Raw genomic sequence first — 25,886 nt, 5'->3', positions numbered from 1 at the left:
GGGGCTGACATTGATTGAGCTTTTTGCCATCAGAAGCGGCACCATGTATGAGCTTGTGACAGAGAGTGTGACACTTCGGGGGCAAAGGTATCAGGCCCCCCGCTCAATACAAGCAACGATCGTGATAAAACAGGGTTCTCAAAAGTATTACAGCATCACAGAGGGTGACACTGTTCTTTTCAAGTGGAAAGGAAAAGAACTCTTTCGAGGTACAGTCTTTGCAAGAACGCCCAAAGATGAAAAGCTCACTTTTACTGCTTATGACATGCTTCAGTATTTGGTGAAGAACCAGGATGTCTATGTCTTTTCCAATAAGAGAGCTGATCAGATAATGAAGCGGCTTGGTCAAGATTTTCAGATCCCGATGACGTCGATCGCTAACACTGGCCATGTCATTAAATCACTTGTATTCAAAAACGATACAAGCCTATATGACATCATCTTGCAAGCTCTCAGGGAAACAAAAAAGCAAACAGGACGTAACTATCAAATCTATTCTGCTAAAGGAAAGATGGGGCTTAGAGCATGGCCTGATCCGTCCGAAGTATGGGTCATTGAATCAGGCGTGAATCTCATTGATTATCAGTACAGCACCTCGATTGAGGAAACAGCCACACGTGTGAAGATGAGAGCAACACATGTGGAAAAAATTAAGGTGCTGAAGAAGGAAAAAAAGAAATCTAAGACTACTGACAAAGATAAAGAAAAAGATAAGAAAACGACCAAACCTACGAAGCCGAAAACTGTTACGCAAAAGAAAGAGATTGAGATGCTGGCTGTGGCGAATGATAGTGCTGCTAGAAGTAAATACGGCATCCTGCAGCACGTCGAAAGAGTGTCAGGGGAAATCAATCAGGCACAGCTGCAAAAGAGGGCTGATGTTCGTCTCTCACAGAAAAAGGGCGTGAAAAAAGAACTCAAAAGTATCCAAGCACTCGGAATCCCTGAACTGCAAAGCGGCATGCCAATACGCATCATCATTCCTGATATCGGTATCAAAAAAACGTACTGGATCGATCAAGACAGCCATGAATTTAAAGGAACCAAACACACCATGACGATTGATGTCGTTGAAAAGAATACGATCCCAACGGGGAACCAGACATGAAACTAAGCGAGGCAATTAAGCGATTGGCTGTCGATGCTGTTGATGCACAATCACCAATGGAATTGATACTCGGTGATGTGGTGTCTGTTTCTCCTCTTAGTGTTAGGCTCAACGAAAATGACAAACTCATCATTCCTGAAGAACTCTTTATCTGGCCAACCCGATTAGATGAGGGGGAAGATGATGAGCTAGAAGAAGGCGATAGTGTCATGGTCCTTGCGATGACAGGCGGTCAGATGTTTTACATCTTAGATAAAGTAGTAGGAGGTGGTTCATGATGGCACTCTCTCCAGAAGAGGAAATTGAAGATTTTGAGGAAGATGAAGATGATATTGTTGAACCTTCGACTACCTACCGAATCGACTTTGAAACTGGCCGTCTAACCAATGAAAAGATTAATGGTCTCGATGCCATTCGCCAATTCGTTTACATCACACTTAGGACAGAGCGGTATGCACATCCTATCTACAGCCATGATGTTGGTTGTGAGGTGCAGGAATCGGTATCTGATGAAGAAGCAACTGATGAATACAAGGAGATGGAGATCCCGCGTCTAATAGAAGAAGCACTTCTTGTTGATGAAAGAATTGAAAGTGTGCAAGATTTTGAGATCACTAAAGAAGGGGCAACTTTTAAGGTGGTCTTTAATGTTGTGACAGATGAGGGAACCTTGGAGATCGAGGAGGTGATTGGCGAAGATGTTTGAAGAACAGTCTTATGAAGCCATCATGGAACGCATGTTGGAACGTATACCCGATGATATTGATAAACGTGAAAACAGCGTCATATGGAATGCGTTGGCTCCTGCAGCTGCGGAACTTGCTCAATCTTATATATGGCTTGATCAGGTATTCGATCTTGTCTTTGCGGATACAGCGCAGGGAGAATTTTTAGATAGACGAGCTGCTGAAGTTGGAATCACTCGTAAAGCGGCCACAAGTGCTGTATGGTCCGTTGAAGTCTCGCCCGAAGGTATAAGAATACCAACGGGATCAAGGTTCTACATTGATAGTCTATATTTTCAGTTTGAATCTGATGGAACTTTGAAATGTGAAACGACTGGTGCTGTAGGCAATGGGAATTTTGCAGAGCTGCCGCTCTTATCACTCGATAACATACCAGGATTAGAGTCTGTCATCTTTGAAGAATTGAAGATACCAGGGCAAGAGGAAGAAGACGATGAAGCTCTTTATGAGCGGTACTTGATGAGGGCAAGGCGGGAGGCTGTTAGTGCCAACAAAGCTCATTATAAAAAGTGGGCTGAAGAAGTAGAAGGAGTTGGCAGGGCGAAGGTGTTTCCACTTTGGAATGGTGAAGGCACAGTAAAAGTTGTCATCACTGACGGGAATTTTGACGTTGCGACAGATTTGCTTGTCAATAAGGTGCGGGAGTACATTGATCCGGTTCCGGGCGAAGGGGAAGGCCAAGCACCGATTGGAGCCACCGCAACCATCGAGAGTGCTAAGTGGAAAGATGTTGAGGTGTCCCTATCAGTGGAGCTTAAAATGGACTATTCACTTGAAGATGCTCAACAAGAGATAGAAGAGAAGATCAAGTCTCTCCTGAAATCACTTGCTTTTGAGGAGAACGTGATCAGAATGTCAGCGATCAATGATATTTTGTATCATGCGGATAGTGTCTCTGATTATGCGGATGTCTTGATCAACGGTGAAGCCAAAAACTTGCCGCTTCAGGACATTGAGATTCCGCGTCTAGGGCAGGTGATCGTCAATGAGCAAGTATGATGATATGAAGGCCTATTTACCTTCCTATCTAACGGAGATCACTGAATTTGATGAATTAATGAAATCCGAAGCCCCTGAAATGGAAAGGCTAGACGATTCTATTTTTGATATGACTGATCAGCTTTTTCCGATCACAGCAACATGGGGATTGGATCGATGGGAAAGAATGCTGAAGGTGCAGCGTGAGTCAGGTGACTCGATTGAATTGAGAAGGGCACGTGTATTGAATCTCATGTCAAACATTCCACCGATCACGTATGCATCACTAGAAAGAGCAGTGAACCGGTTCTTGAAGAACCCTAGCGCAGTGGTTCGTCTAACGACAGGCCGCTATCATTTCTCCCTTCGTGTTAATTTGGATGACCTGCAGAACACCAGATACATTGTAGAGACGCTTGAAAACTTAAAGCCTGCACACTTGGCTTACAAATTCACAAGCGTTCATCATACGGATGTTCATGAAATCAAAGACTATCGTAACAGGATCACACTGCGTAGCAGAGTGGGCTTTTTTGATCACATCCCAATCTTGCTGAATGGAGAGTTTTTACTTAATGGCACTTTTTATTTGAGCGGATCGCGCAATTCAACAGATATTCCAGTGCGCTTCCGGCAATCTTTAAAGCTGGCCATGAAGCTCAAAAAAGAAATGAAAGTTCTTGGACGTACAAGATATGTCATGGTAGGAGCCAAACACGAAACGGATCAACAAGCTGCTCTTACGCTTCGATCACGCTTCAATCATGTTAGGAAAGAAAAAAAGAAAATGACATTCCGCATGGCTGCTCATGTATCAAATGAGCAAAGCGGAAGTGTAATCATTAAGCAGAAATATTGGACGCTTGATGGATCGGTACCGCTCGACGGTTCAAAATATCTAGCTGCCACGTCCAAACAAATAGATTTATAAAGGAGGATCATTATGGCTGATCAATTAACCGTTACAACGCTTTATGCTCGCCAACAAATGGCGAAGGCTAGAGCGGAGGGAACGAAGCTCACAAAAGTGGTCAAGATGGCTTTTGGGAATGGTGGAACTAAGGACGGAAAGCCAATCTCTCTGGATGGAACAGAACAAGAACTCAAAAATGAACTTGTTCAAAAGGACATTGATTCCTATAAATTCATGGAGCCGGCGAAGATCCGATACACGTGCACCATCGCTGAAGGAGAACTGGCAGGAGAAGTGATCAACGAAATAGCACTTGTCGACGAAGACGGTAAATTCACCGCCATCCGCACTATGACAGACAAGCAAAAAGATGGTGACATTGAATTCATCTTTGAGATTGATGATATTTACTAGGAAAGGAGTGCTCATCGATGGACATTAAATCTCCTAAAGTGTTTGAAACAAGTGACAAGGCTCATGCGGATCTGTTCAATGACATGGTTAAAGTGTTGATTGAGAATGACTCTGGATTGTTAGATCAGATCATTGGCCATATTGATGACACCAAGCCGCATGCATCTGCAGCAGAGAAGAAGAAATGGAATGAATCGCAGCTATATAAAATCACAGCTGATGACGGCAAATACTTGATCTCTGTTCCAGCTGACAAAAATATTTATGATGCGATAAAAGACAAGGGGACCTGTACTTTCATTGCATCCCCAGGGGTAGAAGATTCCCCTGCACCTAGCAATGCTTATTTAAGAGGAATACAGACAGTTGGCCAAGATAAGATTGGCACTGGCTTTGCGGTAGACACGTCAGGTAATGCGTATTACTTTTACTATAATTCTAACCATATATCTATCACTTGGACGCAGCTGCCGACAGTAGTTGAAAAAGATAAATGGAACAATGGCCAACTCTATAAATTGACTCAAGATTCGGGTGAACGAAAACCGCTCCCCAAAGTATTAAACGGAACAGATGTCTTATCATTGCCTCCTGGCCGTTATTATGCAGCTGGTCAATATCTTACAAACATGCCGACAACCAATGATTCAGGTTGGTTTAATATCGATGTTGATACTGCTGTAACAAGAAAAGACATTCATGTCTGTCGAAGCTTTGATAATTTACATTGGTTCGGAACAGTCCATACAGAGGGGAATTTCACAGGTTGGAAACGTGTTATTACTGACGCAGATGCAAAACTCAATTGGAAGTACCCTACAATCGGCAACGGTTGGAAAACATATCAATCTGAGGTCAATAATGATTATCGGGTACGTGTTGCAAAGGATGCGCTTGGAACTGTTACTGTTAAGGGAGCAATTGCCGGAGGAACATTAGGTGATGTACCTGCCTTTACGTTACCAGAAGGATGTGAACCAGTTGCTCCATTCTATAATCTTGGAGTCGCTTCAAGTACCGGTGGTTTTAAAGGACCTCAATATAGTAGACAATATATCGCAACTGATGGCCGTTTTTGCATACAAAGCACAAGCAGCAATACTGAGTTTATTGTCGTGAATTGTATGTTTAAGGCAAAGGAGGGATAAACCATATGAAGCCAATATACGCGTACGATGAGAAATTTAAGTATATACCTAGTGGAGATAAAGAAATACCCGATGATGCTGAAATTCCAGAGGGTTTTACAGATGTTCAACCGCAAGAAGGGTTGTACATCGCAAAATACAATCCTTCAAGTAAGACATGGAGTGAGTCGGCAACCCAAGAATACATTGATAGCTTACAAACAGAGCAACCGCCGTATGATATTGAGTTACTAAAGCAGCAAAATGCGGTCTTAACTAAACAATTGACTGAACTGTCAAAGGAAGCAGCTGCAGCCAAACTGCGCGAAGCACAAATGGCGAAACAATTGGCCCAACTCATGACTGAGATTCAGGAGTTGAAGGGTGGTGAAAAATCATGATATATCCAACAGTTGCAGATATAAAGCAGTTTTGGGAGTGGAAGTGTTACGGTCCTGAAGACATTGCCTTTTATGTAGAAATCGGTTGGATTAACAAAGAAGACTATCAAGAAATAACGGGAGAACAGTACGAAGCCTAGAGGGGCTTTTTATTTTGCCTTCTTTAAGGGGGTGATCAAGTGAGGGAGTAGGTGAGTATGGTGGAAATGGATTTGGCTCAATATTTGATGACACAAGGACCATTTGCGGTTCTTTTTTGTTGGGTTCTGTTTTATGTTCTCAACACGACAAAAGAAAGAGAAAACAAGCTCAATGAGCAAATTGAGGCACAAAATGAAGTCTTAGCAAAGTTTAGTGAGAAGTATGACGTGGTGATCGATAAACTCGATAAAATTGAACGGAATTTAAAATAGTAGGAGGAAACAATTATGAAAAACTTCGACAAAGGCACTGTGATCCGTACAGTGCTTCTTTTTATGGCACTAATCAACCAGGCGCTTATCGTATTTGGCAAGCCAATCTTGCCAATCAGTGAGGACCAAGTCACTTCGTTGGCTGAGACATTGTACCTTGCCTTCTCAATGGTCTTTACGTTAGTAACAACCCTTGTCGCATGGTTCAAAAACAACTATGTGACTGAGAAAGGAAAGCTGCAAAAAGAAGCGCTGCAACAAAAAGGATTAACGAAGTAAGGAGCTGCCATGAGGTGGCTCTTTTTATATTTAATAGACCAAAAAGGAGACGATGAACGTGGTAAAAATCATTAAAGATTATATTCCGAAAAGCAACAAGAACCGTCCTGGCAACTACATGAAGCCTTTATATATTACGGTCCACAATACTGCTAATACTAAAAAAGGAGCAGACGCAGCTAATCACGCTAGTTTTGTTAAGCGATCTAGCACGGGGGTAAGCTGGCACTTTACTGTGGATGAAAATTGTATCTATCAGCATTTGCCGCTAAACGAAAACGGTTGGCATGCGGGAGATGGTCGGGGAACCGGCAATATGAAATCAATTGGTATCGAAATTTGTGAGAATGCTGATGGGGACTTTGAAAAGGCAGTTGAGAACGCCCAATGGCTAATTCGTCAGCTGATGACCGAGCAAGGCATTCCATTGGCCAACGTTGTGCCACATAAGAGATGGAGCGGCAAAAATTGTCCGCGAAAGCTGCTTAATCGTTGGGACAGCTTCAAAGCTGGGATCGCCGTTGCTCACACAAATAAAAAGCCGACTGTTAAACCAACAACAGCAGTACCATCCAAAACAGCAGTTTCCAAGCCTGCTAAAAAGTCATACAACCTGCCTACCGGCATTTTAAAAGTCACGAATCCTCTTACAAAGGGATCAGCAGTAAAAGCCGTACAAGAAGCCCTAGCGGCTGTTTACTACTACCCGGATAAAAAGGCAAAAAACAACGGTATTGATGGCTACTATGGACCCAAGACTGCGAATGCAGTCAAGCGATTCCAGCTCATGAATGGCTTAACACCTGATGGCATATACGGACCGAAGACAAAAGCCGCTCTCGAAAAACTATTAAAATAAAAATCTATAGATATGACTACAGGAAAAGAAATTAGCCCCTGTCCTTAATGGATGGGGGCTTTTTTGTTTAAAGTGTTTTTACATTAAGTATATCTGCAAATTTTATTAAATTTGTATCAGAACGGCTATCTTTTACATGAAACAGTTTCTTTATATGGTCCACGTATACAACTTGTCCCGATACCTCTCGAACAAACCCATCATCAAATAGCTCGAAATTCAGAGTCGAGTCTTCGCTCATAGCAGTCGCTATTGTATATTCAAATTCTTCAATCTGTTCTGGGCTTAATGTTGGCCGCTCAATCTTATGTTTTGCAAGATGAAGTTGCCTTAGTGCTTCGTTATGCTCAGGCAATATAAACTTCATCTTCCAACGGTTTTGATCCTTTTCTGTATTCCACATTTAGTCCACCTCAAAAGAAATTATAACCGAATGTTTGTTCTGTGTCTAAGTTTGAGTTATAATAAATTTATATACGGTTTACCCGCGGAAACGGGATAAAAAATTCGTATATTTCAATGATTTACTTACTTCTTTATCAAACCACTATTACTCATGTATTACTCACATGGCTCCTTTACAGGAGCTCTTTTTTTGTTCTATTTGCGGTTTCTTTTCGGTGCTTTGTAAATTCCTGTATGTAATAATATATGTAATATAAGGGAATTTTGTGGAAGGGGAGTAAGGGGATGGAGAAGGTTCTTTCTTCACATGTTGGTGTGAAAATAAATGAATGGTATAAAATGATTCGTCAATTTAGTGTACCGGATGCAGAGATTTTGAAAGCTGAGGTAGAACAAGAAATTGAACGAATGGAAGAAGACCAGGATTTACTGATTTACTATCAATTGATGTGCTTTCGTCATCAGCTTATGCTTGATTATATTAAACCCTCAGATCAACGCTCTTTATCCATTGCAGACTTAGTTGATAAAATAGAAAACTCCAATCATAAATTGTCGGGCATGCTGCAGTATTACAATGCGTTTTTTCGCGGAATGTATGAGTTTAGTATAAAAGAATATGTACAGGCCATCCAATACTATAAAATAGCCGAGAAACAACTTACGCTAGTTATAGATGATATTGAGCAAGCCGAGTTTCACTTCAAGGTGGCTGAAGCCTACTATATTATGAAACAAACTCATGTTTCCATGCATCATATCATTAAGGCGCTTGAAATTTACGATCAGTATGAGTTATACAAGATTAGAAAAATTCAATGCTTATTTGTAATTGCAGGAAATTATGATGATTTGGCTCGACACGATAAATCAATTCCTCATCTAAAGAATGCAATTAAAATTGCAGAGAAAATTGGAGATCAAAAAATCCTAACTAAAGCATTTTTGAACATTGGCCATACATTTGATAGAGACGGTCAATGGGATGAAGCTATCAATTATTTTGAGAAGGCTATTCAAAAGGCAGATGATGATTCGGAGCTTCTTACCAAATTGTATTTTGCGATTAGCTGTACGCAATTTAAAGCAGGAAGACTTAAAGAAGGAGAAGCATCTTTAAAACAAGGAACTAATATACTTGAGGATGCCCCTAATAAGCTTTATGAAAATCTATTTACCTTCTTAGAAGCGGTTTATGTTAATAATATAAATGAGGAGCAGCTGGCCGAAGTGTTTCAGTATCTAGAACAGAAACAGCTTTTCGCTTACGCTGAGGCATGCTATATAGTGTATGCAGATGAGTATGGGAAACAAGGTCAATTTGAAGAAGCAACAGCTGCTTATCAAAAGGTATTAGAAACACAACTCAAAATTCAGAGAGGGGATTGTTTGTATGAGTTTTAAGAAGGGTTTTACGATGATTGCTCTTACTGTGATTGCAGCTGCAGGAGTGTACACTATTGCAACTGATCGAAACACGACATCAATAGAAATACAAAAAATCGATCGAAACACGACGATGATCGATCGAAACACAACTTCTCAAAACGTATAGGCAAAATTAAAACAGACCCTGCATGGTCTGTTTTTTTATGGGGACGGATTGGGGACCAACCCTTTCAGTTTTGTTCAGAAATGAAAATATTTATTCAGAAAGGCTCATCATAGAACCTTATTAAATCAGTCTTTATCAGAGAACGTCTGTTTGCTTCGGGTTATGTCGTTCACCCTGCCAGCGTAGCGCTCTCCCAGCTGAGCTAATGCCCCGAAGTATTACGACATAACTTATTATAATCAATCCTCCTGTAAAATTCAAGCTGTAAAACACAAACACCCCGGCTATTTTTCTTTCTGATCAATCGGAATATAGTCAAAGATGTCTCCCGAATGAACCGAGTGGGCTAATCGTCTAAGCCAGTCATAATAGGCTTTTGAGCTTTCAAGCTGTTCAATGAGCTGTTTTGCTTCCTCTCTTTCATGTTCCTCCGCCTGATCATCACGAGCTACATCTTGAAGGCGTTCTTGCGCTTCTTCAATCGCTGCTAGATTAACCTCGACCTCTCGTTCCCATTTTTGCGGGAAGAAGTTCATGAAAAACTTAAAAAAGTCTTTCTCAGCAACAAAGCTGTGTTTTCTTCGGCCGCGGTGGAAGGTCTTTTTGACAATATTCATGTCTTGCAGTTTTTTCACACCCGTACTCATACTAGGCTTACTCATTTGCAGCTCTTCACGCATTTCATCCAGCGTCATTTCCTCATTTAAATACATCGTCCCATATAGAATACCCGCACTTCTAGTAATGCCATAGAGATCCATTGTTTCAGCGATGGAATCAATGACGAGATCTTTAGCAGCTAAAATGCGTTCTTCTGCTTGTGGCTGTTCCTGCTTTTTCATCTTGTCCCTGCTTTCTATTAAGTGAATTCAATACGTTCAAAAAAATCTTTATGGACTATATGTTAACGAAAGAATGCAAAATGTCAAAATAAAAGAAGCATATCCCCCTTTGACAGAAAAATTTGAACATGTTAAGTTAATTATGTTCAAAACGTTAAATTTTTATTTAACAAACTTACCAAAGAGAATCAGAGGAGGTTCCTTCTATGAGTCAAACACTATTTATCGATGGACAATGGGTTGGCGCTAAGAGTGACGACACAAGAGATATCATCAATCCATTTAATCAAGAAGTGATCGCGACAGTCAGTGAAGGATCAAGAAATGACGCGCAGTTAGCCATTAAGGCAGCGAGAAAAACCTTCGATCAAGGTGATTGGGCAAACATGCCTGGACTTGAAAGAGGAAATATTGTGTTTAAAATTGCTGAATTGATTAGGCGAGACCTAGATGAATTAGCCAAATTAGAATCACTTGATACCGGCAAAACATTAGAAGAAAGCAAAGCGGATATGGACGATATTGCGAACGTGTTCCAATATTATGCGGGGCTTGCTGATAAGGATGGCGGGGAAATCATTGCATCGCCTATTCCAAACTCAAAAAGTGAATTAGTCCGAGAACCTGTCGGTGTATGCGGTCAAATCACTCCTTGGAACTATCCATTGCTTCAAGCGAGCTGGAAAATCGCTCCTGCACTTGCAGCTGGAAATACAATCGTACTAAAGCCAAGTGAAATTACACCATTAACCACGATCAAAGTTTTCAAACTTATGGAAGAAGCGGGTGTTCCAGCAGGCGTTGCCAACTTAGTACTTGGACCTGGAGCAACTGTTGGAGATGAGCTGGCTGTCAATGACCAAGTCGATTTAATTTCATTCACAGGCGGTATTGAAACAGGTAAGAAAATCATGCAGGGAGCCAGCGGGAATGTGAAGAAAATCGCCCTTGAGCTCGGCGGGAAAAACCCGAATATCGTCTTTCAAGATGCTGATTTAGACGTAGCGGTTGACCAGGCAATGAATGCTGTGTTTTTCCATGCAGGGCAAGTGTGTTCAGCAGGTTCACGCTTGTTAGTGGAAGAATCTATTCATGATGAATTTTTAGAAGAACTGGTGAAGCGTACGAAAAAAATCAAGCTAGGCAACGGCTTTGATGAAGGAACCCAGAGCGGACCGCTCATCTCAGCTGAGCATCGAGAAAAAGTAGAAAAATACGTCAGCATCGGTTTAGACGAAGGCGCAACATTAGAAACAGGTGGGAAACGACCTGAAGCAGAGGAGCTTCAAAAAGGGTTCTTCTACTTGCCGACGATTTTCTCAGGCTGTACATCAGACATGCGAATTGTACAGGAAGAAGTGTTTGGACCAGTCCTCACTGTCGAATCCTTCCGATCAGAGGAAGAAGTCATCGAGCTGGCAAATGACACGATTTATGGTTTAGCAGGAGCGGTGTGGTCTTCTGATATCGGCAAAGCCGAACGAGTGGCTCGTCAATTAAGATTAGGCACGGTATGGATCAACGACTTCCATCCTTATTTTGCCCAAGCACCGTGGGGCGGGTATAAACAATCAGGTCTTGGACGTGAATTAGGACGTACGGGCCTTGAAGAATATACGGAACTAAAACATTTATATCGAAATACAAAACCAGAAGCGGTTCATTGGTTTAAATAAATATCACTTATCTGGAGGAGATTCTATATGACTTTAAATATGAAAATTGAAAGCATGCAAAAATTCCATACGTTTGAAATTCCGACTGTCATCAAGCATGGCATTGGGGCAGTGAAACATGTTGGGGAAGAAGTGAAAGCATACGGCGTTTCAAAGGTATTGCTTGTCACAGATCCTGGTATTTATCAAGCAGGTGTTGTAGATCCAGTGATTGCTTCATTAAAAGAAGCGCAAGTTGATGTGGTTCTATTTAATAAAGTAGAACCAAATCCGCCAGTCCGTTTAGTGAATGAAGGATCTGCGTTATATGAAAAAGAAGGCTGTAATGGTTTAGTCGCAGTAGGCGGCGGAAGCTCAATGGATACAGCGAAGGCTATCGGTGTGGAAGCGACTCATGAAGGATCAGTTCTTGATTACGAAGCGGCTGAGGGGAAAAAACCGCTTGAAAATAGAATCCCTCCGTTAACCACAATTCCGACAACGGCTGGTACAGGTTCAGAGGTCACGCAGTGGGCAGTGATCACTGACGAAGAAAGGGAATTCAAATTCAACACAGGTGGACCGCTCATTGCAGCTCACCTAACAGTGATTGATCCTGAGCTTCATGTATCAATGCCGCCGCATGTGACGGCAATGACGGGTATCGATGCGCTTGCGCACGCGATCGAATGCTATACGATGAAGTTTGCTCAGCCAATTACAGATGCGGTAGCGCTCATGGCCATTGAATATGCTGCTCATTATATTCGCCGTGCCTTTGCCGATGGAGAGGATTTGGAAGCAAGATATGGCATGGCACAAGCTGCGATGCTTGCCGGACTTTCCTATGGCAGTGAATCAGCTGGTGCAGCCCATGCGATGAGTCAAACGCTTGGGGGTATTATTCCTGTCGCACATGGCCAATGTGTAGCGGCAATGATGGGACCTGTCATGGAATATAACTGGAAAGGGTACCCAGAGAAGTTCGCTCGAATTGCGCAAGCATTCGGAATTGATACAAGCAGAATGACAACAGAGGAAGCTGCAAAAGCAGCAGTGAATTGGATGTATGATTTAGTGGAAGACCTAGAAGTTCCTTCATTAGAAGAACAAGGTGTACCAAAAGATATGATCGACCGTTTATCTAAAGAAGCAATGAAAGATCCGCAAACAGTTGGAAACCCAAGAGATCTGAACGAAAAAGCATACAACTGGATTTACGCCCGCTGCTTTGATTTAACACCTAAAACAGTGTAATAATGAAAAAAGGCTCCCAAAAGGGAGTCTTTTTTACATCTTATAGCTGTTCTTTAATTTCTTTAATTTGATGAATATGGCGCTTTTCATGTGCGCCGATAAAATCAAGGTATTGCTTTAATGAAAGTTCTTCAAACACAGGATGTGCAATCACGCGTTTGAAATCTTCCTCTGTAAACGTTGATAAAATTTGATTTAATTTCTCACGAGCTGTATCAAGCTCATCTTTTAAATGTGTAGGTGTCACATGCTTGCGCTCTGGCTCAACAATACTAGGCGCAGTGGCTTTTCTTGAACGATCCTCTGCCATTTCCACCGGCTTTGGCTCATATTCTTTAATCGGTGCTTTTTTCCCCTCGGCAGCTAGATGTTTTGCTGCAACTAGGTCCATCTTCTTTAAATGATCTGCCACCTCTTGAATACTCCAAGTATCATCAGATAATTTTTGATTCAATTGTTCTTCGTTCAAACCTTGCAGCTCTTGCCACAATTCTTGTCTTGCATCATGTAATAAACTCATTTTCATCACCTCAAGATCAAATTTTAACATACTGGTACATGACAATCATTCTTGAGCTATCGTTGAATTCCTTTGAAGAATTGCGAGGAAATTTGAAACCTTTACAAAAGTGGTTCGTATTACCTGTTAGAAGGAATACACTTGGATGTGAGCATGGTCTAAATGAATGAAAGGCTGCTCATTTCATAAAGAAAGGGTGAGGAAGATGGATGTGTTTGGGCTGCCTCTTCAGACGCTGTACTTATACATATTGATGGTATCAGGAATCCTGACGCTTGTTTTCGTCTTTTTTGGCGATGTATTTGATGGGTTGTTTGAAGCGATTCCTGTCCCGTTCCTTCAACCAACATTGATCCTCGCATTTCTTACCTTTTTCTCGGCTGGAGGATTTATCTCTGAAAAAACAGCAATTGTAGGAAGTGGACTTGGCGCCGTATTATCTACCATTCTCGCAGTGGTTCTCGTTACTTGTTTAAATGTATTTGTCTTAGTCCCGCTTTCCTCTGCTGAAGAATCCCTTTCATATACGGAGGCCGACCTAAAAGGAAGAACTGGGGAGATCATTGTATCTGTACCAAAAGATGGGTTTGGAGAAGTGCTGTTAATTAGTAACAGCGGGAAAATCTCAAAGCCTGCCGTCAGTTTCGACGAAGAGGAGATTCCATATGGAACCCGGGTGCTGGTCGTCGAAGTGAACAAAGGCGTGTTATCTGTTATACCAAATGAAGAAATATAGGAGGGAATGCTATGCCAGGAACAACCATATTAATTATTATTGGAATTGTGCTTGTGATTCTCATTGCACTTATTGGTGTATTTGTTTCGAAATACCGGACAGCTGGTCCAGATGAAGCATTAATCGTCACAGGAAGTTACCTCGGAAGTAAAAATGTCCACGTGGATGAAGGTGGAAACAAGATTAAGATTGTAAGAGGTGGAGGTACCTTTGTACTCCCTGTTTTTCAACAAGCAGAGCCGCTCAGCTTACTATCTAGCAAGCTAGATGTTTCAACGCCTGAAGTCTATACTGAACAAGGTGTACCAGTCATGGCCGATGGAACGGCGATCATTAAAATTGGCGGATCAATTGAAGAAATCGCCACTGCGGCAGAGCAGTTTTTAGGGAAAACAAAAGAAGATCGTGAAAATGAAGCAAGAGAAGTACTAGAAGGACACCTTCGCTCCATTTTAGGGTCAATGACAGTTGAAGAGATTTATAAAAACAGAGAGAAATTTTCTCAAGAAGTACAGCGTGTCGCTTCTCAAGATCTAGCGAAAATGGGTCTTGTCATTGTATCGTTTACAATCAAAGATGTCCGTGATAAAAATGGCTATTTAGAATCACTAGGTAAACCTAGAATTGCTCAAGTGAAACGCGATGCAGATATTGCGACAGCAGAAGCAGATAAAGAAACACGTATCAAACGTGCAGAAGCAGATAAAGATGCGAAGAAATCTGAGCTTGAGCGTGCCACTGAAATCGCTGAAGCAGAAAAAATCAATGAGCTGAAAAGAGCAGAATTCAGACGTGAACAAGATACAGCAAAAGCAAGCGCTGACCAAGCGTACGATCTTGAAACAGCTCGTAATCGTCAGCACGTAACTGAACAAGAAATGCAAGTCAAAATCATTGAACGTCAGAAGCAAATTGAATTAGAAGAAAAAGAGATCCAGCGTCGTGAGCGTCAATACGATTCTGAAGTGAAAAAGAAAGCAGATGCGGACCGTTATGCTGTTGAGCAGTCGGCTGCGGCGGAAAAAGCGAAGCGTCTTGCAGAAGCAGATGCGAAGAAATACAGCATTGAAGCAATGGCAAAAGCAGAAGCAGAGAAAGTTCGGATTGACGGGCTTGCCAAAGCGGAAGCCGATCGTGCAAAAGGGGAAACAGAAGCAGAAGTCATTAGGTTGAAAGGACTTGCGGAAGCAGAAGCGAAAGAGAAAATTGCAGAAGCATTCGAACAGTATGGTCAAGCGGCGATTCTTGATATGATTGTGAAAATGCTACCTGAATATGCGAAACAAGTATCTGCTCCACTTTCTAACATTGATAAAATTACAGTTGTTGATACAGGTGGTAACGGGGAAGGCAGCGGTGCCAACAAAGTGACCAGCTATGCGACAAACCTTATGTCCAGTCTTCAAGAAAGTCTGAAAGCTTCTTCTGGAATTGATGTTAAAGAAATTATTGAGAATTTCTCTGGCAAAGGCAATGTGAAACAAAGCATCCAAGAACTGACGAATGAAATCAAACAGCCAAGAAAAAAAGAAATCGCTGATCGTCAAATAGAAGAATAAAAATCAAAAGACACCTTCTGATAGAGGGTGTCTATTTTACTTGGGGCACATGCCGGTGTCTTTTGATAGATGAAGAGAGATTCACAAGAATGCCTGCAGATATCATCATGAACACCAATGAAGATCCGCCGTAGCTAATAAAGGGAAGAGGAATGCCTGTAATGGGGAGAAGCCCAAAGACAGCTCCGAGATTAAAGGCTGCTTGAATCATAATTTGAAAAGTAAGCCCGATCGTTAATAGTTTTCCAAATGGATCTTGTAAACCTTGAACGATTCGAACGGCGCGATACATGATGAGTAGGTAGGCACCCATCACAAACAACAGCCCCATGATTCCCAGCTCTTCACTAATGATGGCCATAATAAAATCTGTATGGGCTTCAGGAAGAAACCCTAGTTTTTGAATGCTTCCGCCTAAACCATTCCCGGTAAGCCCTCCTGAATTCATGGCGAGATAAGAATGGATCAGCTGATAACCATCTCCATCCTCATACATGAAAGGATCACGAAAAGAAGTGATTCGTTTCAAACGATAAGGAGCGGTCACAGCAAAAAAAGTGATTCCTGCCGCAGCCGTCGAACCTAGTAGAATGAGGTGGAGTGTTTTAAGTCCAGCACATAATAAGACGATACCGCAGCTCAATAAAATAGAAACTGCTGTACCTAAATCTGGCTGTCTTAAAATCAATAAAAAAGCTAGACTTAAAAGAAGAAGTGGGGGCAGTACTCCTTTTTTAAAGGATGTGATGTACGCTTGTTTCCTTGCATATACATAGGCGAAATAGATGATCATCACTAATTTCACAGCCTCAGACGGCTGGATGATCAGAGAGCCTAATTGAATCCATCGTTGTGAATTGTTTTTGACAACACCGATTCCTGGAAGCAGGACAAGGATAAGACATAACAGTGACAGCATCACAAGCCACCGAATCCATTTACGGTAAGCTTGATATGGAACCAGGGCCGCAGCGATGAAAAAGAAGAACCCAATCAAAAGCCATTGCCACTGTTTCATGAAAAAGTAGCTGCCCTGTCCATATTTTATTTCGCCTAAAGGATAACCCGCACTGTACACCATCAGCAATCCAAAGAAACAAAGACAAACAATCGTCCCAGCAAGAATGTGGTCGATTTTTTTTAGGTGAGAAAGAATCGATGACATCACCTTCAATCCCAGTTACGTCCAAACATGTAGGATGAGGACCTCAGATTGACACTAAACACAAGGCCAATGGCGATCATATTGGTTAAAAGCGCACTGCCCCCATAACTGATAAAAGGAAGGGCAAGACCAGTCACAGGCATTAGCCCTACTGTCATCCCAACGTTTTGGAAGACTTGAAAGACGATCAGCCCAACCACCCCAGCACATATATAAAGCCCATAAAGGGTATTCGCATGCATAGCCACATGAATCATTCGATAGACCATCATAAGATATAAACAGATCAATAGGGAGGCGCCGATAAAACCAAATTCCTCGCCAATGACTGCAAATATAAAATCTGTATGGGCTTCAGGGATATTTCCCCCTTGTACTTGATTTCCTTTTGTATACCCGCTTCCTGATAATTGTCCTGACCCAATGCCAAGCATTGCTTGTTTCAGTTGATACCCATATGTCGAATCAAATTCATCAGGAGAGAGCCATCCATAAATGCGATCAAGCTGATGAGGTTTAATCACTTTTGTAAAGTGCTCAAAATGTTCATTGTGCAAGTAGGTCAAAAATGCAAGAAGCGCGAGAAAAGAAGCGATTAATGCAGCGATCATCTTACTTGAAATGCCTGACACAAGCATCAGTGTAAAAGCGATAGACAAGATCACAAGTGCCGTCCCCAAATCTGGCTGAATTAAAATCAGGAAAAAAGGAACAGCGGTCCAGCATATGATGTTCATTGTAGGAATCATGCTTTCTTTAAACGAAAAGCGCTGATGTTTGTATCGATTTAAAATAGCCGCTAACAGAAGAATGACAAAAATTTTCATAAATTCTGATGGTTGCACTTTCATGGGCCCCAAGTTGATCCATCTTTGGGAGCCATTTTGATTCGTGCCAAAAAAATGAACGAGAATGATGAGGAAGAGACCACCTGCAAATAATCGAAAAGATAACCGCTCAAGCAGTTCATAATCAAAGTAAGCAACTGCCGCCATAAGGCCAAAGCCGACGATATACCAGAAAACTTGTCTTTTGACGAAATAAAACATATCTTGCGTTTCATACTGTCCCGATCCGCTATACACAGCCAGTAGGCTGATCACAAAGAAGCAAATGACAGTGAATAATAATGCGAAGTCAATGCTGTTCTGTTTTTTCATGTCTCTGTCACCTGCTATGACCTATTTGTCAGCTGGTTTAATACGACCTGCACCGCTGCAGCGTCATCAATATAGCCGATCGGAAAAATATAATCTGGTATTAAATCAACGGGCATAATGAAGTAAAGTAATGCGCCTCCCATCAACATCAATTCTCGAGAAGTCCCCCGTCCGCTCATGAACGAGCAGTACATGCTTTTCAATTGATCAAGAAATGGCCCAACACCACTTATCGTATCTATCTTTTTTTCAAACTTTGCTGAGATCGTTTCTTTTCCCTCTTCTGATTGACTATAGGTCTCATATTCATTTAACTTCTGTTTCAATTCATTCTCGCTGAACGTCCCGTCATAGACATCATGATCTTTCAGCGTTCGCTCAATCTCTTCTACGGCTTGAATGAACGTATTACCGTGAACTCTTTCGTTTTTAATTGAAAATCCAGCCGTGGCCAATAGATGATCTAAAGAAATGTGTAGAGCATCTGAAAGCCGCTGTAAATGGTTCAAAGTCGGTGTTCTTTTTCCGTTCATGATTCTAGACAGTGTGGCTTTATCAATTTCTGTTTGTGTACTGAGTTCTCTTAATGAAAGAGAACGTATTTGCAGTTGTTCTTTTAAAAACTGCCGAAGCTCAGTTGTTTTAAATTCCATCTCTTTCTTCACCCTTTTCATAAAGTTCAACTCTTCAATAGAAGAAGTCGTACCCAATATATAGGGGTGTTGACAAAATGTCAACGAATATCCATTAAGGATTGAATTTTATAAAATAGCAACTTATCATATGAAACATAGAGTAAGAAATGGCTAAAAGGGGTGTGCAGATGAAGGTTAGACATGCAGTACATAATGATATTCCTAAAATTGCCGAAATTCATGTGAAGAGCTGGCAAACGACTTATCACGGCATTATTTCACAAGAGTATTTAGATGCTTTAAATGTAGAGGAGCGGGAAGAGAGCTGGAGAAGCAGGTCGCTTGAAGGCACGTTTGTCGCAGAGGATGCTGACGGAGTATTTGGTTTTGCTTCCTTCGGAAAACAGCGTGATGAGAGATATTCAATATATGATGGTGAGCTTTATGCCATCTATTTGTTGCAGAGAAAACAGAAATCAGGAGCGGGTATGGCTTTGATTGCAAAAGGTGTGGATTATTTAATAGAGAAAGGCTATCAGAATATGCTGCTCTGGGTATTTGAGCAAAATTCAGCGAAGCAATTTTATCAAAAACTTCAACCTAGTTTTGCCGTCACCAGCCAGTTCGAGCTGGCTGGTGAGAACCATGAAGAAATAGGGTATGGATGGGAACTGTCTGTCCTAAGCGATCATGTTCAACAAATTATATCGTCAGCTTCCAGTAATAATGAGAGAAAAAAGTAAAAAGGGTGGCGAGTAAAATATAAGATATAAAAGGAGAAGCCTCTACTTTACCTTTCATACCTGCTATTTTTAATGCCTCATAGAAACTGGCCAAAAAGTAGGCGAGACTGAGGATGTAACAGCACAGCATAATGGAGTAAGGATTCATTGTCGTACCTCCAGCATGAAATCTTCTACTATTAATAGATTCAATAGAGCAGCAAATTATGCATAAAAAAAATAACCCGCTGAAACAGCTGGGTTATTTTTGTCGAGGAAAAACCAAACGAGACGCACTAGGGATGAGTAAACAAAGAACAATACTACAAATGATAAATGAAGGAATCATATATGTGCTGTTATAAACTAGAGAATACACCCAGCCTGGCGTTCCCTTTGGTGCATAATGAGAAAAGAAAACAACACCTGAAATAAAGAACGTCAGCAGTCTGAAGAAACTGGCGACAAATACAGCTAGGATAATATAGAAGAATTGTTTCTTTCGCTTTTTATCCTGAATGGCTTTTTTAATTGATCCTGAGAATAGCCCGCTTAAACAAATCACAACAGATGCGACAAAGTAATCGAGAAATCCTTGTACAGGTGTAGCAATAATAGGATTGTTCATCAGCTGAAGTCCTGCGATTAACACACCGATGATAAATCCAGCAGACACGCCCCATCTAATGGACATGAGAATGACAGGAATCATGATCAGTGCAATTGACCCGCCGTTTGGCATTCTTAAAAAGAGACCTGATAAATAATCTAAAACAAGTGCAAGAGAAGTCATGATGGCGATCTCCATCAGTCGTACTAATTGATTTGATTGCTGCATAAAAAAATCCCCTTTTCACAAATTGTGCAAGGAGAGACCATGTCAGGATGAGTATGTGATTCATAGAAAAACATATCGGCTTGAATACAATCCATGTATGCAAGTGATTCCACATTCCTACTTCAGTATTAACTGACAGGTTCAAAGGGTCAGAACAACGAATTGTTCACTCTCAGCACAAAGCTCCCCCTGCGGTTATTTAATTTCAATCTATTATAAATATACTAAAGACCTACAGGATCAACAATAGTGAATTACGGAGTTAAGCCCTTTTTGTACGAATATATAGGAAGAGATCAGGAAAAATAAATTATTTAGAAAAAATACTTGTTTCTTCTTTTAAAAGGTGTTATATTTGTATTCGCCGCTGAAACAGCGCGGTTGAGAAATAACATTCAAGAAAAAAGTTGTTGACTTCATCTTGATAGAATGTTATATTAATAAAGTCGCTTCTGAGCGATAACGAAGATGATCTTTGAAAACTAAACAAGACAAAACGTACCTGTTAATTCGAGTTTTTATAAAAAAATCCTATGATACATCATAGGTAGTCAGTCAAACGCTGACGANATGATCTTTGAAAACTAAACAAGACAAAACGTACCTGTTAATTCGAGTTTTTATAAAAAAATCCTATGATACATCATAGGTAGTCAGTCAAACGCTGACGAGGCAGGAAATGATCACATGCTAAGTTCGCTACAYCGTGTAGCAACGCATGTGTGATATGCATCCTGCATACCTCGGAGAGTTTGATCCTGGCTCAGGACGAACGCTGGCGGCGTGCCTAATACATGCAAGTCGAGCGGACAGAAGGGAGCTTGCTCCCGGATGTTAGCGGCGGACGGGTGAGTAACACGTGGGTAACCTGCCTGTAAGACTGGGATAACTCCGGGAAACCGGAGCTAATACCGGATAGTTCYTTGAACCGCATGSTTCAAGGATGAAAGACGGTTTCGGCTGTCACTTACAGATGGACCCGCGGCGCATTAGCTAGTTGGTGAGGTAACGGCTCACCAAGGCGACGATGCGTAGCCGACCTGAGAGGGTGATCGGCCACACTGGGACTGAGACACGGCCCAGACTCCTACGGGAGGCAGCAGTAGGGAATCTTCCGCAATGGACGAAAGTCTGACGGAGCAACGCCGCGTGAGTGATGAAGGTTTTCGGATCGTAAAGCTCTGTTGTTAGGGAAGAACAAGTGCAAGAGTAACTGCTTGCACCTTGACGGTACCTAACCAGAAAGCCACGGCTAACTACGTGCCAGCAGCCGCGGTAATACGTAGGTGGCAAGCGTTGTCCGGAATTATTGGGCGTAAAGGGCTCGCAGGCGGTTTCTTAAGTCTGATGTGAAAGCCCCCGGCTCAACCGGGGAGGGTCATTGGAAACTGGGAAACTTGAGTGCAGAAGAGGAGAGTGGAATTCCACGTGTAGCGGTGAAATGCGTAGAGATGTGGAGGAACACCAGTGGCGAAGGCGACTCTCTGGTCTGTAACTGACGCTGAGGAGCGAAAGCGTGGGGAGCGAACAGGATTAGATACCCTGGTAGTCCACGCCGTAAACGATGAGTGCTAAGTGTTAGGGGGTTTCCGCCCCTTAGTGCTGCAGCTAACGCATTAAGCACTCCGCCTGGGGAGTACGGTCGCAAGACTGAAACTCAAAGGAATTGACGGGGGCCCGCACAAGCGGTGGAGCATGTGGTTTAATTCGAAGCAACGCGAAGAACCTTACCAGGTCTTGACATCCTCTGACAACCCTAGAGATAGGGCTTTCCCTTCGGGGACAGAGTGACAGGTGGTGCATGGTTGTCGTCAGCTCGTGTCGTGAGATGTTGGGTTAAGTCCCGCAACGAGCGCAACCCTTGATCTTAGTTGCCAGCATTYAGTTGGGCACTCTAAGGTGACTGCCGGTGACAAACCGGAGGAAGGTGGGGATGACGTCAAATCATCATGCCCCTTATGACCTGGGCTACACACGTGCTACAATGGACAGAACAAAGGGCTGCGAGACCGCAAGGTTTAGCCAATCCCACAAATCTGTTCTCAGTTCGGATCGCAGTCTGCAACTCGACTGCGTGAAGCTGGAATCGCTAGTAATCGCGGATCAGCATGCCGCGGTGAATACGTTCCCGGGCCTTGTACACACCGCCCGTCACACCACGAGAGTTTGCAACACCCGAAGTCGGTGAGGTAACCTTTATGGAGCCAGCCGCCGAAGGTGGGGCAGATGATTGGGGTGAAGTCGTAACAAGGTAGCCGTATCGGAAGGTGCGGCTGGATCACCTCCTTTCTAAGGATATATGGAGCAGCGTRCGTTTTTCGTCTTGTTTAGTTTTGAAGGAACTTGCAAAAGATCCTACAACATCATATCTTCGATATGAAAGATGGGCCTGTAGCTCAGCTGGTTAGAGCGCACGCCTGATAAGCGTGAGGTCGGTGGTTCGAGTCCACTCAGGCCCACCATCTTCTATTAAATCGGGGCCTTAGCTCAGCTGGGAGAGCGCCTGCCTTGCACGCAGGAGGTCAGCGGTTCGATCCCGCTAGGCTCCACCAACGTGTTCTTTGAAAACTAGATAACAATAAGTAATACATTCACATTGAATGCAATGCAAAGTTCATCACACATAGTGATTCTTTCTAAAGTAAGAAATGGTTAAGTTAGAAAGGGCGCACGGTGGATGCCTTGGCACTAGGAGCCGATGAAGGACGGGACGAACACCGATATGCTTCGGGGAGCTGTAAGCAAGCTTTGATCCGGAGATTTCCGAATGGGGAAACCCACTGCTCGTAATGGAGTAGTATCCATACTTGAATACATAGAGTATGAGAAGGCATACCCGGGGAACTGAAACATCTAAGTACCCGGAGGAAGAGAAAGCAAATGCGATTCCCTGAGTAGCGGCGAGCGAAACGGGAACAGCCCAAACCAAGAGGCTTGCCTCTTGGGGTTGTAGGACACTCTATACGGAGTTACAAAGGAACGATATAAGCGAAGAGGTCTGGAAAGGCCCGCCAAAGAAGGTAACAGCCCTGTAACTGAAATGTTGTTCTCTCCAGAGTGGATCCTGAGTACGGCGGAACACGTGAAATTCCGTCGGAATCCGGGAGGACCATCTCCCAAGGCTAAATACTCCCTAGTGACCGATAGTGAACCAGTACCGTGAGGGAAAGGTGAAAAGCACCCCGGAAGGGGAGTGAAATAGATCCTGAAACCGTGTGCCTACAAGTAGTCAGAGCCCGTTAACGGGTGATGGCGTGCCTTTTGTAGAATGAACCGGCGAGTTACGATCCCGTGCAAGGTTAAGCAGAAGATGCGGAGCCGCAGCGAAAGCGAGTCTGAATAGGGCGCATGAGTACGTGGTCGTAGACCCGAAACCAGGTGATCTACCCATGTCCAGGGTGAAGTTCAGGTAACACTGAATGGAGGCCCGAACCCACGCACGTTGAAAAGTGCGGGGATGAGGTGTGGGTAGGGGTGAAATGCCAATCGAACCTGGAGATAGCTGGTTCTCTCCGAAATAGCTTTAGGGCTAGCCTCAAGGTAAGAGTCTCGGAGGTAGAGCACTGATTGGACTAGGGGCCCCTACCGGGTTACCGAATTCAGTCAAACTCCGAATGCCGATGACTTATCCTTGGGAGTCAGACTGCGAGTGATAAGATCCGTAGTCGAAAGGGAAACAGCCCAGACCGCCAGCTAAGGTCCCAAAGTATACGTTAAGTGGAAAAGGATGTGGAGTTGCTTAGACAACCAGGATGTTGGCTTAGAAGCAGCCACCATTTAAAGAGTGCGTAATAGCTCACTGGTCGAGTGACTCTGCGCCGAAAATGTACCGGGGCTAAACGTATCACCGAAGCTGCGGACTGTTCTTACGAACAGTGGTAGGAGAGCGTTCTAAGTGCAGTGAAGTCAGACCGGAAGGACTGGTGGAGCGCTTAGAAGTGAGAATGCCGGTATGAGTAGCGAAAGACGGGTGAGAATCCCGTCCACCGAATGCCTAAGGTTTCCTGAGGAAGGCTCGTCCGCTCAGGGTTAGTCGGGACCTAAGCCGAGGCCGAAAGGCGTAGGCGATGGACAACAGGTTGATATTCCTGTACCACCTCCTCACCATTTGAGCAATGGGGGGACGCAGGAGGATAGGGTAAGCGCGGTATTGGATATCCGCGTCCAAGCAGTTAGGCTGGGAAATAGGCAAATCCGTTTCCCGTGAAGGCTGAGCTGTGATGGCGAGYGAAATTTAGTAGCGAAGTTCCTGATTCCACACTGCCAAGAAAAGCCTCTAGCGAGGTGAGAGGTGCCCGTACCGCAAACCGACACAGGTAGGCGAGGAGAGAATCCTAAGGTGATCGAGAGAACTCTCGTTAAGGAACTCGGCAAAATGACCCCGTAACTTCGGGAGAAGGGGTGCTTCTTAGGGTGTTAAAGCCCCGAGAAGCCGCAGTGAATAGGCCCAGGCGACTGTTTAGCAAAAACACAGGTCTCTGCGAAGCCGTAAGGCGAAGTATAGGGGCTGACGCCTGCCCGGTGCTGGAAGGTTAAGAGGAGCGCTTAGCGTAAGCGAAGGTGCGAATTGAAGCCCCAGTAAACGGCGGCCGTAACTATAACGGTCCTAAGGTAGCGAAATTCCTTGTCGGGTAAGTTCCGACCCGCACGAAAGGCGCAACGATCTGGGCACTGTCTCAACGAGAGACTCGGTGAAATTATAGTACCTGTGAAGATGCAGGTTACCCGCGACAGGACGGAAAGACCCCGTGGAGCTTTACTGCAGCCTGATATTGAATGTTGGTACAGCTTGTACAGGATAGGTAGGAGCCTTGGAAACCGGAGCGCTAGCTTCGGTGGAGGCATCGGTGGGATACTACCCTGGCTGTATTGACCTTCTAACCCGCTGCCCTTATCGGGCAGGGAGACAGTGTCAGGTGGGCAGTTTGACTGGGGCGGTCGCCTCCTAAAATGTAACGGAGGCGCCCAAAGGTTCCCTCAGAATGGTTGGAAATCATTCGCAGAGTGTAAAGGCACAAGGGAGCTTGACTGCGAGACCTACAAGTCGAGCAGGGACGAAAGTCGGGCTTAGTGATCCGGTGGTTCCGCATGGAAGGGCCATCGCTCAACGGATAAAAGCTACCCCGGGGATAACAGGCTTATCTCCCCCAAGAGTCCACATCGACGGGGAGGTTTGGCACCTCGATGTCGGCTCATCGCATCCTGGGGCTGTAGTCGGTCCCAAGGGTTGGGCTGTTCGCCCATTAAAGCGGTACGCGAGCTGGGTTCAGAACGTCGTGAGACAGTTCGGTCCCTATCCGTCGCGGGCGCAGGAAATTTGAGAGGAGCTGTCCTTAGTACGAGAGGACCGGGATGGACGCACCGCTGGTGTACCAGTTGTTCTGCCAAGGGCATCGCTGGGTAGCTATGTGCGGACGGGATAAGTGCTGAAAGCATCTAAGCATGAAGCCCCCCTCAAGATGAGATTTCCCATTCCGCAAGGAAGTAAGATCCCTGAAAGATGATCAGGTTGATAGGTCTGAGGTGGAAGCGTGGTGACACGTGGAGCTGACAGATACTAATAGATCGAGGACTTAACCTATATTCTAATGTGAAAAAT

The 25,886-nt window shown here is 43.4% G+C and carries 26 protein-coding genes, 2 tRNA genes, 2 rRNA genes and 1 riboswitch; of the genes, 23 read left to right on the top strand and 7 right to left on the bottom strand.

Features of this window, described 5'->3' with window-relative positions; translation table 11 throughout:
- The first annotated feature begins 10 nt into the window (after positions 1 to 10).
- The 12 genes from ASG46_RS00145 to ASG46_RS00090 are packed head-to-tail and all read left to right on the top strand — an operon-like array spanning position 11 to position 7,238.
- Complete coding sequence (locus tag ASG46_RS00145) at positions 11 to 1,108, top strand: XkdQ/YqbQ family protein (protein WP_056702417.1); 1,098 nt, start codon at positions 11 to 13, stop codon at positions 1,106 to 1,108.
- Positions 1,105 to 1,386: a DUF2577 family protein gene (locus tag ASG46_RS00140; protein ID WP_056702414.1), complete on the top strand. Its 282-nt coding sequence runs from the start codon at positions 1,105 to 1,107 to the stop codon at positions 1,384 to 1,386. The genes ASG46_RS00145 and ASG46_RS00140 overlap by 4 nt, the downstream gene beginning before the upstream one ends.
- Positions 1,386 to 1,814, top strand: a complete 429-nt coding sequence (locus ASG46_RS00135; protein ID WP_047946132.1) for a DUF2634 domain-containing protein — start codon at positions 1,386 to 1,388, stop codon at positions 1,812 to 1,814. The genes ASG46_RS00140 and ASG46_RS00135 overlap by 1 nt, the downstream gene beginning before the upstream one ends.
- Positions 1,807 to 2,853: a baseplate J/gp47 family protein gene (locus ASG46_RS00130; RefSeq protein WP_056702411.1), complete on the top strand. Its 1,047-nt coding sequence runs from the start codon at positions 1,807 to 1,809 to the stop codon at positions 2,851 to 2,853. Before ASG46_RS00135 ends, ASG46_RS00130 begins: the two co-directional genes overlap by 8 nt.
- Entirely contained in the window at positions 2,840 to 3,763 is a 924-nt protein-coding gene (locus ASG46_RS21555; protein WP_056702397.1) for a YmfQ family protein, read from the top strand. Before ASG46_RS00130 ends, ASG46_RS21555 begins: the two co-directional genes overlap by 14 nt.
- Before the next feature lie 12 nt (positions 3,764 to 3,775).
- Positions 3,776 to 4,159 (top strand): phage tail-collar fiber domain-containing protein, encoded by a 384-nt coding sequence (locus ASG46_RS00120; RefSeq protein ID WP_056702394.1) that lies wholly within the window; start codon positions 3,776 to 3,778, stop codon positions 4,157 to 4,159.
- 17 nt (positions 4,160 to 4,176) lie between these two features.
- The gene (locus ASG46_RS00115; protein WP_056702391.1) at positions 4,177 to 5,307 is read left to right on the top strand and encodes a hypothetical protein; all 1,131 of its coding nucleotides are present in this window, start codon (positions 4,177 to 4,179) and stop codon (positions 5,305 to 5,307) included.
- 5 nt (positions 5,308 to 5,312) lie between these two features.
- Entirely contained in the window at positions 5,313 to 5,687 is a 375-nt protein-coding gene (locus ASG46_RS00110; protein WP_056702390.1) for a hypothetical protein, read from the top strand.
- On the top strand, positions 5,684 to 5,827 hold the full coding sequence (locus ASG46_RS00105; protein ID WP_041506910.1) for an XkdX family protein: 144 nt from the start codon (positions 5,684 to 5,686) through the stop codon (positions 5,825 to 5,827). Before ASG46_RS00110 ends, ASG46_RS00105 begins: the two co-directional genes overlap by 4 nt.
- A gap of 60 nt (positions 5,828 to 5,887) precedes the next feature.
- Positions 5,888 to 6,100: a BhlA/UviB family holin-like peptide gene (locus tag ASG46_RS00100; protein WP_025092921.1), complete on the top strand. Its 213-nt coding sequence runs from the start codon at positions 5,888 to 5,890 to the stop codon at positions 6,098 to 6,100.
- A gap of 15 nt (positions 6,101 to 6,115) precedes the next feature.
- Positions 6,116 to 6,379, top strand: a complete 264-nt coding sequence (locus ASG46_RS00095) for a phage holin (RefSeq protein ID WP_056702389.1) — start codon at positions 6,116 to 6,118, stop codon at positions 6,377 to 6,379.
- A gap of 58 nt (positions 6,380 to 6,437) precedes the next feature.
- Positions 6,438 to 7,238 (top strand): peptidoglycan recognition protein family protein, encoded by an 801-nt coding sequence (locus ASG46_RS00090; protein ID WP_056702388.1) that lies wholly within the window; start codon positions 6,438 to 6,440, stop codon positions 7,236 to 7,238.
- A 67-nt stretch (positions 7,239 to 7,305) separates the two neighbouring features.
- On the opposite strand, the gene ASG46_RS00085 is transcribed toward ASG46_RS00090, so the two are convergent.
- Entirely contained in the window at positions 7,306 to 7,641 is a 336-nt protein-coding gene (locus ASG46_RS00085) for a YolD-like family protein (RefSeq protein WP_056702387.1), read from the bottom strand.
- A gap of 287 nt (positions 7,642 to 7,928) precedes the next feature.
- Here ASG46_RS00085 and ASG46_RS00080 point away from each other — a divergent pair, with 287 nt between their 5' ends.
- Together ASG46_RS00080 and ASG46_RS20870 are read left to right on the top strand one after the other, a co-directional pair.
- Positions 7,929 to 9,047, top strand: coding sequence for a response regulator aspartate phosphatase (locus ASG46_RS00080; protein ID WP_056702386.1), 1,119 nt, complete (start codon positions 7,929 to 7,931; stop codon positions 9,045 to 9,047).
- Complete coding sequence (locus tag ASG46_RS20870; protein WP_117616612.1) at positions 9,037 to 9,198, top strand: RapH phosphatase inhibitor; 162 nt, start codon at positions 9,037 to 9,039, stop codon at positions 9,196 to 9,198. Before ASG46_RS00080 ends, ASG46_RS20870 begins: the two co-directional genes overlap by 11 nt.
- 284 nt (positions 9,199 to 9,482) lie before the next feature.
- Here ASG46_RS20870 and cudC read toward each other — a convergent pair whose 3' ends face one another.
- Positions 9,483 to 10,040, bottom strand: a complete 558-nt coding sequence (gene cudC / locus ASG46_RS00075; RefSeq protein WP_035389194.1) for a choline uptake/conversion transcriptional regulator CudC — start codon at positions 10,038 to 10,040, stop codon at positions 9,483 to 9,485.
- Between the two features lie 206 nt (positions 10,041 to 10,246).
- Here cudC and betB point away from each other — a divergent pair, with 206 nt between their 5' ends.
- Entirely contained in the window at positions 10,247 to 11,716 is a 1,470-nt protein-coding gene (gene betB / locus ASG46_RS00070; RefSeq protein WP_056702383.1) for a betaine-aldehyde dehydrogenase, read from the top strand.
- A gap of 27 nt (positions 11,717 to 11,743) precedes the next feature.
- Entirely contained in the window at positions 11,744 to 12,952 is a 1,209-nt protein-coding gene (locus tag ASG46_RS00065; protein ID WP_008344050.1) for an iron-containing alcohol dehydrogenase, read from the top strand.
- 40 nt (positions 12,953 to 12,992) lie between these two features.
- Here the strand turns inward: ASG46_RS00065 and ASG46_RS00060 are convergent, their stop codons facing one another.
- On the bottom strand, positions 12,993 to 13,472 hold the full coding sequence (locus ASG46_RS00060) for a DinB family protein (protein WP_019743389.1): 480 nt from the start codon (positions 13,470 to 13,472) through the stop codon (positions 12,993 to 12,995).
- Positions 13,473 to 13,677: 205 nt separating this feature from the next.
- Here ASG46_RS00060 and ASG46_RS00055 point away from each other — a divergent pair, with 205 nt between their 5' ends.
- Together ASG46_RS00055 and ASG46_RS00050 are read left to right on the top strand one after the other, a co-directional pair.
- The gene (locus ASG46_RS00055; protein WP_056702380.1) at positions 13,678 to 14,208 is read left to right on the top strand and encodes a hypothetical protein; all 531 of its coding nucleotides are present in this window, start codon (positions 13,678 to 13,680) and stop codon (positions 14,206 to 14,208) included.
- Positions 14,209 to 14,219: 11 nt separating this feature from the next.
- Positions 14,220 to 15,767, top strand: a complete 1,548-nt coding sequence (locus ASG46_RS00050; RefSeq protein WP_007500611.1) for a flotillin family protein — start codon at positions 14,220 to 14,222, stop codon at positions 15,765 to 15,767.
- A gap of 31 nt (positions 15,768 to 15,798) precedes the next feature.
- On the opposite strand, the gene ftsW is transcribed toward ASG46_RS00050, so the two are convergent.
- The 3 genes from ftsW to ASG46_RS00035 are packed head-to-tail and all read right to left on the bottom strand — an operon-like array spanning position 15,799 to position 18,766.
- On the bottom strand, positions 15,799 to 16,932 hold the full coding sequence (ftsW, locus tag ASG46_RS00045; protein WP_080688200.1) for a putative lipid II flippase FtsW: 1,134 nt from the start codon (positions 16,930 to 16,932) through the stop codon (positions 15,799 to 15,801).
- 5 nt (positions 16,933 to 16,937) lie between these two features.
- Positions 16,938 to 18,092, bottom strand: coding sequence for a rod shape-determining protein RodA (rodA, locus tag ASG46_RS00040; RefSeq protein ID WP_017359008.1), 1,155 nt, complete (start codon positions 18,090 to 18,092; stop codon positions 16,938 to 16,940).
- Positions 18,093 to 18,106: 14 nt separating this feature from the next.
- Positions 18,107 to 18,766 (bottom strand): DUF1232 domain-containing protein, encoded by a 660-nt coding sequence (locus ASG46_RS00035; RefSeq protein ID WP_056702377.1) that lies wholly within the window; start codon positions 18,764 to 18,766, stop codon positions 18,107 to 18,109.
- 149 nt (positions 18,767 to 18,915) lie between these two features.
- On the opposite strand from ASG46_RS00035, the gene ASG46_RS00030 reads away from it, so the two are divergent.
- Positions 18,916 to 19,470 (top strand): GNAT family N-acetyltransferase, encoded by a 555-nt coding sequence (locus ASG46_RS00030; RefSeq protein WP_024719667.1) that lies wholly within the window; start codon positions 18,916 to 18,918, stop codon positions 19,468 to 19,470.
- Between the two features lie 241 nt (positions 19,471 to 19,711).
- On the opposite strand, the gene thiT is transcribed toward ASG46_RS00030, so the two are convergent.
- On the bottom strand, positions 19,712 to 20,287 hold the full coding sequence (gene thiT / locus ASG46_RS00025) for an energy-coupled thiamine transporter ThiT (protein WP_007500615.1): 576 nt from the start codon (positions 20,285 to 20,287) through the stop codon (positions 19,712 to 19,714).
- Between the two features lie 97 nt (positions 20,288 to 20,384).
- A riboswitch (TPP riboswitch) is annotated at positions 20,385 to 20,487 on the bottom strand.
- Between the two features lie 540 nt (positions 20,488 to 21,027).
- Here thiT and ASG46_RS00020 point away from each other — a divergent pair.
- The 4 genes from ASG46_RS00020 to ASG46_RS00005 all read left to right on the top strand — a co-directional run bounded on the left by ASG46_RS00020 (position 21,028) and on the right by ASG46_RS00005 (position 25,868).
- Positions 21,028 to 22,576: ribosomal RNA gene (locus ASG46_RS00020) — 16S ribosomal RNA — on the top strand.
- A gap of 96 nt (positions 22,577 to 22,672) precedes the next feature.
- A tRNA-Ile gene (locus ASG46_RS00015) sits at positions 22,673 to 22,749 on the top strand.
- Positions 22,750 to 22,763: 14 nt separating this feature from the next.
- A tRNA-Ala gene (locus ASG46_RS00010) sits at positions 22,764 to 22,839 on the top strand.
- Between the two features lie 98 nt (positions 22,840 to 22,937).
- Positions 22,938 to 25,868: ribosomal RNA gene (locus ASG46_RS00005) — 23S ribosomal RNA — on the top strand.
- The 16S and 23S rRNA genes sit together here with 2 tRNA genes alongside, the layout of an rRNA operon.
- Positions 25,869 to 25,886: the final 18 nt, after the last annotated feature.

The sequence above is a fragment of the Bacillus sp. Leaf49 genome, from assembly GCF_001426125.1.
Taxonomy (GTDB): Bacteria; Bacillota; Bacilli; order Bacillales; family Bacillaceae; genus Bacillus; species Bacillus altitudinis.
This window is presented reverse-complemented; position numbering and strand designations above follow the sequence as displayed.

Excerpts from the sequence above, each read along its gene's own strand:
- ASG46_RS00055 (WP_056702380.1), top strand. The coding sequence starts at position 13,678 with ATGGATGTGTTTGGGCTGCCTCTTCAGACGCTGTACTTATACATATTG.
- cudC (WP_035389194.1), bottom strand. The coding sequence starts at position 10,040 with ATGAAAAAGCAGGAACAGCCACAAGCAGAAGAACGCATTTTAGCTGCT.
- ASG46_RS00035 (WP_056702377.1), bottom strand. The coding sequence starts at position 18,766 with ATGAAAAGGGTGAAGAAAGAGATGGAATTTAAAACAACTGAGCTTCGG.
- ASG46_RS00105 (WP_041506910.1), top strand. The coding sequence starts at position 5,684 with ATGATATATCCAACAGTTGCAGATATAAAGCAGTTTTGGGAGTGGAAG.
- ASG46_RS00085 (WP_056702387.1), bottom strand. The coding sequence starts at position 7,641 with ATGTGGAATACAGAAAAGGATCAAAACCGTTGGAAGATGAAGTTTATA.
- ASG46_RS21555 (WP_056702397.1), top strand. The coding sequence starts at position 2,840 with ATGAGCAAGTATGATGATATGAAGGCCTATTTACCTTCCTATCTAACG.
- ASG46_RS00110 (WP_056702390.1), top strand. The coding sequence starts at position 5,313 with ATGAAGCCAATATACGCGTACGATGAGAAATTTAAGTATATACCTAGT.
- ASG46_RS00140 (WP_056702414.1), top strand. The coding sequence starts at position 1,105 with ATGAAACTAAGCGAGGCAATTAAGCGATTGGCTGTCGATGCTGTTGAT.
- ASG46_RS00060 (WP_019743389.1), bottom strand. The coding sequence starts at position 13,472 with ATGAGTTTATTACATGATGCAAGACAAGAATTGTGGCAAGAGCTGCAA.
- ASG46_RS00080 (WP_056702386.1), top strand. The coding sequence starts at position 7,929 with ATGGAGAAGGTTCTTTCTTCACATGTTGGTGTGAAAATAAATGAATGG.
- ASG46_RS00095 (WP_056702389.1), top strand. The coding sequence starts at position 6,116 with ATGAAAAACTTCGACAAAGGCACTGTGATCCGTACAGTGCTTCTTTTT.
- ASG46_RS00115 (WP_056702391.1), top strand. The coding sequence starts at position 4,177 with ATGGACATTAAATCTCCTAAAGTGTTTGAAACAAGTGACAAGGCTCAT.
- ASG46_RS00030 (WP_024719667.1), top strand. The coding sequence starts at position 18,916 with ATGAAGGTTAGACATGCAGTACATAATGATATTCCTAAAATTGCCGAA.
- ASG46_RS00050 (WP_007500611.1), top strand. The coding sequence starts at position 14,220 with ATGCCAGGAACAACCATATTAATTATTATTGGAATTGTGCTTGTGATT.
- ASG46_RS00120 (WP_056702394.1), top strand. The coding sequence starts at position 3,776 with ATGGCTGATCAATTAACCGTTACAACGCTTTATGCTCGCCAACAAATG.
- ASG46_RS20870 (WP_117616612.1), top strand. The coding sequence starts at position 9,037 with ATGAGTTTTAAGAAGGGTTTTACGATGATTGCTCTTACTGTGATTGCA.
- betB (WP_056702383.1), top strand. The coding sequence starts at position 10,247 with ATGAGTCAAACACTATTTATCGATGGACAATGGGTTGGCGCTAAGAGT.
- ASG46_RS00135 (WP_047946132.1), top strand. The coding sequence starts at position 1,386 with ATGGCACTCTCTCCAGAAGAGGAAATTGAAGATTTTGAGGAAGATGAA.
- ftsW (WP_080688200.1), bottom strand. The coding sequence starts at position 16,932 with ATGTCATCGATTCTTTCTCACCTAAAAAAAATCGACCACATTCTTGCT.
- thiT (WP_007500615.1), bottom strand. The coding sequence starts at position 20,287 with ATGCAGCAATCAAATCAATTAGTACGACTGATGGAGATCGCCATCATG.
- rodA (WP_017359008.1), bottom strand. The coding sequence starts at position 18,092 with ATGAAAAAACAGAACAGCATTGACTTCGCATTATTATTCACTGTCATT.
- ASG46_RS00130 (WP_056702411.1), top strand. The coding sequence starts at position 1,807 with ATGTTTGAAGAACAGTCTTATGAAGCCATCATGGAACGCATGTTGGAA.
- ASG46_RS00065 (WP_008344050.1), top strand. The coding sequence starts at position 11,744 with ATGACTTTAAATATGAAAATTGAAAGCATGCAAAAATTCCATACGTTT.